This is a genomic window from Verrucosispora sp. SN26_14.1 (assembly GCF_004307965.1).
GTDB lineage: Bacteria > Actinomycetota > Actinomycetes > Mycobacteriales > Micromonosporaceae > Micromonospora.
Genome location: NZ_SISL01000382.1, coordinates 1 through 5527 on the forward strand (window position 1 = coordinate 1; position 5527 = coordinate 5527).

At 72.8% G+C, this 5527-nt stretch carries 4 protein-coding genes; 3 read left to right on the forward strand and 1 reads right to left on the reverse strand.

Features of this window, described 5'->3' with window-relative positions; genetic code table 11:
• The first annotated feature begins 3 nt into the window (after window positions 1-3).
• The 3 genes from EYA84_RS24915 (at window position 4) to ung (ending at window position 2314) form a co-directional block, all read left to right on the forward strand.
• On the forward strand, window positions 4-1053 hold the full coding sequence (locus EYA84_RS24915; protein ID WP_131055878.1) for an alpha/beta fold hydrolase: 1050 nt from the start codon (window positions 4-6) through the stop codon (window positions 1051-1053).
• Window positions 1032-1538, forward strand: coding sequence for a tRNA (adenosine(37)-N6)-threonylcarbamoyltransferase complex ATPase subunit type 1 TsaE (gene tsaE / locus EYA84_RS24920; RefSeq protein WP_131055872.1), 507 nt, complete (start codon window positions 1032-1034; stop codon window positions 1536-1538). Before EYA84_RS24915 ends, tsaE begins: the two co-directional genes overlap by 22 nt.
• 74 nt (window positions 1539-1612) lie before the next feature.
• Window positions 1613-2314, forward strand: coding sequence for a uracil-DNA glycosylase (gene ung / locus EYA84_RS24925; protein WP_131055874.1), 702 nt, complete (start codon window positions 1613-1615; stop codon window positions 2312-2314).
• Between the two features lie 63 nt (window positions 2315-2377).
• Here the strand turns inward: ung and EYA84_RS24930 are convergent.
• Window positions 2378-5527, reverse strand: a 3150-nt coding sequence (locus EYA84_RS24930) for a S8 family serine peptidase (protein ID WP_131055876.1), incomplete at its 5' end; no start/stop codon positions are given.

Consider the following 5527-nt stretch of genomic DNA (forward strand, 5'->3'; position numbering starts at 1 on the left):
GGGCTGGTCGGTGCGGCACTCGGCGTGGCCGCCGCCGGGCTCGCCGCCGGTGTCGCCACGGAACGGGCCCTGGTCCGCCGGCTCAAGGCCGACCCGGCCGATCCGTACGTCGACGAGGTCTTCGGCGAGCAGCACTACGACGCGGCGCACCGGTTGGAGCTGCCCGACGGCACCGACGTGCACGTCGAGGTGGTCGAGCCGATCCGTCCGGTCGCGGGCAACCCGACGGTCGTGCTGGTGCACGGTTTCTGCCTGGACATGGGCACCTTCCACTTCCAGCGCAAGATGCTGGCCGGGCGGGGCGAGCACCGGATCGTGGCGTACGACCAGCCCGGTCACGGCCGTTCGGGGCGGTTGGAGGGCGGCGAGTACGACCTCGTCGCGCTCGGCCACACGCTGCGCCGGGTGATCGACGAGGTGGCACCGGACGGGCCGCTGGTCCTGATCGGGCACTCGATGGGCGGCATGACCATCATGTCGCTGGCCGAGCTGTACCCGGAGATGTTCGACGACCGGGTGGTGGGCACGGTGCTGATGGCCACCTCCGGCGGTCTGCTGGCGGAGACGAAGCTGGTCGCGCCCGCTCTGCTCGGGCGCGTCGGCGCGCCGGTGCTCTACACGGCCGGCTACGTCACCCGCTACGGCGGAACGGTGATCGACCGGGCCCGCAAGTCCACCAGCAACGTGGCCTGGCTGCTCACCCGCAGGTACGGCTTCGGCACCCGTAAGCCGAGCCCGTCGCTGGTGTCGTACGTGGAGGAGATGAACTCGCGTACCTCGGCCGACACGGTGACCCGCTATCTGCGTACGCTGGCGACGCACTCGCGGTTCCCGGCGCTGGCCGCGTTGGAGGACACGCCGGTGTTGGTGATCGTCGGAGACAAGGACATGATCACGCCGGTGACGCATTCCGAGGAGATCGTCCGGCGGCTGCCGCACGCCGAGTTCGTCAAGATCCACGACAGTGGGCACGTGGTGATGCTGGAGCACGCCGACGAGGTCAACATCGCGGTCAGCCGCTTCCTCGACTCGTGCGAGCGGGACCGCCCGTGACCCGTTTCGAGCTGCCGACCGTCGCGGACACGCACGCCTTCGGGCGGCGCCTCGCGCGGCTGCTGCGCGCCGGTGACCTGGTGCTCCTGACCGGGCCGCTAGGTGCCGGCAAGACCGCGTTGACCCAGGGGATCGGTGCCGGGCTGGGCGTGCTCGGCGACATCACCTCGCCGACCTTCGTGATCGCCCGGGTGCACCGGCCGGACCCGGCGACCGGACGCGGGGTGGCGTTGGTGCACGCCGACGCCTACCGCCTGGGAGCCGCGAGCGACCCCCGGGCCGAGATCGACGACCTGGACCTGGACGCCTCGGTGGAGGACTCGGTCACCGTGGTCGAGTGGGGCGAGGGGCTGGTCGAGCAGCTGGTCGACGCACACCTGCGGATCCAGATCGACCGGCGTGACGACGACACCCGGGTCGTCGGGCTGGAGCCGGTCGGTGGCGACTGGGCGGCCCGGCTGGCCGAGTTGACCGTCCCGCGCTGACGGCCCTGCGCCGAACGCTGTCGTACCCACTGCCTACAGTGCCCGGAAACGTTCCGACCGGTGAAAGGCCGCCGATGCCCGACGACACCCCCGCCCTCGACCTGCCGGCCCTGCTTCCCGAGGCGTGGCGCGAGGTGCTCGCCCCGCACCTCGACCCGGCCCGCACGGCCGCGTTGGCCGACTTCGTCGCCGGGGAGTACGCGACCCAGACGGTCTTCCCGCCGGTCGAGGACCTCTTCTCCGCCTACCGACTCTGCGCGCCGTCGGCCTGCCGGGTGCTGATCCTCGGGCAGGACCCCTATCACCGGGTCGGCCAGGCGCACGGGTTGAGTTTCAGCGTGCGCGAGGGGGTCTCGGTGCCGCCGTCGTTGCGCAACGTCTTCAAGGAGTTGGGCGAGGACCTGGGCGTGCCCAAGCCGCGCAGCGGCAACCTGGACGGCTGGGCGGCACAGGGGGTGCTGCTGCTCAACTCGGTGTTGACGGTGCGGCAGGGCACTCCCGGCTCGCACGCCAACCGGGGGTGGGAGGAGTTCACCGACGCCACCATCCGGGCGCTGGACGCCCAGGAGTCGCGCGTGGTGTTCCTGCTCTGGGGTGGCTACGCGCGCAAGAAGGCGGCGCTGGTCACCAATCCGCAGCACGTGGTGCTGGAGGCGGGCCACCCCAGCCCGATGAACCCGCGTGGCTTCCTCGGCAGCCGGCCGTTCAGCGCGGCCAACAAGGCCCTCGCCGACGCCGGCCTGCCCACCGTCGACTGGGAGCGCACCGCCGGTTGAGCCGTTGGTGCGCTGAGGTGCCCCTTCACATCCCCGTGCGGCGACGTGAAGGGGCACCTCGGATCAGCCGATCCGGTACGCGCGAACCACCGTCTCGGTCAGGCTGGTGGCGCTACCTCTGGCCGTGACCTGCACGGACACGTACCCGGGGGCGGCCGGGTGGCGGACCGTACCGAGGAAGGTGCCGGCGCCGGTGCGGGTGACCGGGGTCGACTTCCAGGTGGCGCCGTCGTCGTAGGAGACCCGCAGGCCGACCGACGTGGCGTCGGCGCTGCTGATCGGGATGGTGAAGGACCGGCCGGCGGGTGCCGTGCCGGTGGCGTCCAGGGTCGGCGCCATGCGGACCGCCATGAGGCGCGACGCGGTCACCGGCCGGGTGAACGTCCAGTCGGCGGTGACCCGGGTGGACAGGCCGAACGAGGCCGCCCGGGTGGACTCGACGTGGAGCCGGTAACTGCCCGGTACGGGCGGCACGGTGAATCGGGCGTGACCGGGCAGGTCCGAGGTGGCCACCTCGGTGCCGTTGCGGTAGAGGGTGGTCGTACCGGAGAGGGTTTCCTGCTCGACGTGGCCGGGGTGGCCGGCGCTGTCGCAGTAGGGGGCGACCCGCACGACCAGTTGGTCGCCGGACCACCCGCCACCGGCGGTCGGGCAGGGCGCGACGATCGGGGCGTTCCAGGTGGAGGTGTAGGTCCGCCCGGGCCGGTAGGCGATCGCCGGTCCGGCCGTGGTGACGGTGTAGTAGTCGACGGCCTCGTCCGAGTACTGGAACACCCGCGAGGCCCACCTGATGCCGCCGTCGGTGTTGAAGTGGCGGGTCTGCGCCAGCGGCGTGGAGGCGTACGCCGGGGTCAGCGGATAGCCCGGCACGATCGGCGCCGACTGCATCGCGGCCGGGCCCTCCGGGGCCTGGGCGCGGGCGGAGGTCCGGTCCACGGCGAGTTCTCCGGCCGTGACGGACCTGGTGAAGCCGGTGGGCAGCGCGCCGGGCCGGTGCCAGGCGAGCTGGTACGCGTACCGGCTGGGGTCCGATCCGTCGGCGAACGCCGTGCCGATCACCGAGACGAACTCGTCCCGGCTGCCGGTCCCGCCGATCTGGGCCGTCCGCATCCGGGTCGACGCGTTGCTGCTGCCGCCGACGGTCACCCAGGAGTTGCCGGAGCGGACGCCCACCTGGACGGTGCTGTCGGAGCGGACCGCGTCGGCTGCCGGCACGCTGACCTGGACCGGACGCCCGACCCGTTCGTCGAGCGTGAGGTCGGTGTCGGCCCGCACGGCCAGGTTCGTGTGCGCCAGATAGGTCAGCTCCGGCAGGTGGGAGAACATCTGCGACACGACCGCGTAGCGCCCCTCGGGCACCCGGATGGTGATCTCACTGCCCTGCTCGTCGTCGTAGTGGTGGAGCGAGTCGTACGTGTACGGGATGTCCAGGCCCACGACGGTGGTGTAGAAGTCCCGGGTCTCCTGACCGTCCGCGCCGAGATGCCGCAGCGTCAGGGAGTGGGTGGCGGCCTCCCGGACCAACCCGACCGGCGTGGTCAGCCGCTTGCCGTCGCCGGTGCCGGCGGTCAGCCGCCCGGAGTACGGCCCGGCCGGTGCCGTCGTCGAGGCGGTGGCCGTGACGGTGGCCTGGGCACTGCCGCCGGGCGGCACGGTCAGCGTCGACGGGTTCACCCGGAACATCCCGGAGGTGGGCGCCGTCTGCGGCCCGTCCACGGTCAGGCTCAGTCGTAGGGTCTGCGGCGTGGTGCCGGTGTTGCGGTAGGTGACCGTCCCGCTGGTCGGCGCGGCGCCGGTGTGCGGGAACGTGTGGGTGCCGAGGCTCAGGCTGGGCGGGTCGGCGAGGACCGTACCGGCGAGCGCGCCGGCCACGTCGACGCGCCCGGCGCCCTGAGCGAACACGCTGACGCCCGACGCCGGTCGGGCCGTACCCATCAGCGCGGCTTTGATCATGTCTCCGGTCCAGTCCGGGTGCTTCTGCTTGAGCAGGACGGCACTGCCGGCCGCGTGCGGCGCCGCGAAGGAGGTGCCCCACAGGCCGTCGGTGTAGGGGCCGGTGCCGTACGCGTCGGTGCTGCGGGCAGCGGTGACGTCGACGCCGGGCGCGGTGAGGTCGGGCTTGACGGCGTCGTCGCCGAGACGTGGGCCCCGGTTGGAAAAGGACGCCAGCCGGTCGTCGTGGTCGACCGCGCCGACGGCCAGCGCGGCATCGGCGGTTGCCGGTGACCCGACGTCGTAGTCCTGGGCGGCGTTCGGGTTGTTGCCGTTGTCGCCGCTGTTGCCGGACGCGACCACGAAGAGCGTGCCGTGCTGCTCGCTCAGGCGGCGCAGGGCGATCTCCAGGGGGTCGTCGCCGGGGGTGTCCGGGAAGCCGAGACTCATGTTGACGACTGCGGCGCGCTTCGGGCCGGCCGCCCACTCCATCGCGGCGATCACCGCCGACTCGGTCGAGTCCCAGTCACCGGTCTTGGCGTCGATGATCGTCGCCTCGGGGGCGACGCCCCGGTACCGGCCGGCCGAGGCGGCCCCACTGCCGGCGGCGACGGCGGCGACGGCCGTGCCGTGTCCCATCAGGTCGCGGACGTCGTCGCTGGTGGGTACGCCGCCCTCGGAGACCGGCGAGAAGTCGACCTGGGCGGCTACCCGGCCGACCAGGTCGGGGTGGGTGGCGTCGATCCCGCTGTCGATCACCGCGACGGTGACACCCCGGCCGGTCAGGCCGGCCTGCCAGGCGCTCGGGGCGCCGATCTGCTGGATACCCTCGGCGCCGCTGAAACGCCCGACGGCGTCCAGCCAGACCTTGCCCTTCGCGCCCTTGCGGGTCAGCCCCGACCAGAGCCGGTCGAGGCCCTGCTTGCGGGTGTGCATCGCGGTGGCCGGGAAGCTGGTCATCCGGTGCACGATCGTGCCGTCGACGCCACTGTCGGTGGAGGCGATGATCGGCAGGTCGGCACGTCGGTCGTCGTCGTACCCGTCGGCGAGCAGCCCGGTCACGTCGAACAGCCGTGGGTCGAGTCGGTCCGCCCGCAACAGCGGCAGCGCGTCGGCCGGCACCACCCGTACCCGGCCGGCGATCGTGCTGGTCAGCATCGGAATCTCCGACCGTCCCGGGCCCGGGACGACGCTGACGCCGCCGTCGGTGGTCACGGTGACCCGGTCACCGGTGATCAGCGTCGCGGTCCGACCGCCGCCGGAGGGCGCAGCCGCCCCGGC